Genomic DNA, 318 nt, shown 5'->3' on the forward strand with positions numbered 1-318 from the left:
ACGGGCCAGACATAGGCCGCTACCAGGGCCAGTGCCAACACCACCGGCAGCAATACCAGGAACACAAATTTGCTGTTGCCGTACAGTGCAAAGGAGCCCTCGAATTCGGTATCAATAAAACGATTATGTACCACAGCCACAATCACGCCCAGGATCATTCCCAGGAAAACGCCCATGTCGGTTACATGATAGCCCAGGCAAATCGTCTGGCCCGTTCCATACAGGGAGCTGGCGTCACTGCCTTCTATCACCAGGCCCGCAACGGTAAGCCATTTGGAGTTTGCCGCCAGCCAGATCAAATAACTGACCAATGCCACA

The 318-nt window shown here is 53.8% G+C and carries 1 protein-coding gene; it reads right to left on the reverse strand.

Annotation, left to right across the window (positions count from 1 at the left end; genetic code table 11):
• On the reverse strand, positions 1-318 hold a 318-nt coding region (locus H6B10_RS15940), incomplete at both ends, for a PTS transporter subunit EIIC (RefSeq protein ID WP_204652415.1).

The sequence above is a fragment of the Gemmiger formicilis genome, assembly GCF_016901605.1.
Taxonomy (GTDB): domain Bacteria; phylum Bacillota; class Clostridia; order Oscillospirales; family Ruminococcaceae; genus Gemmiger; species Gemmiger formicilis_B.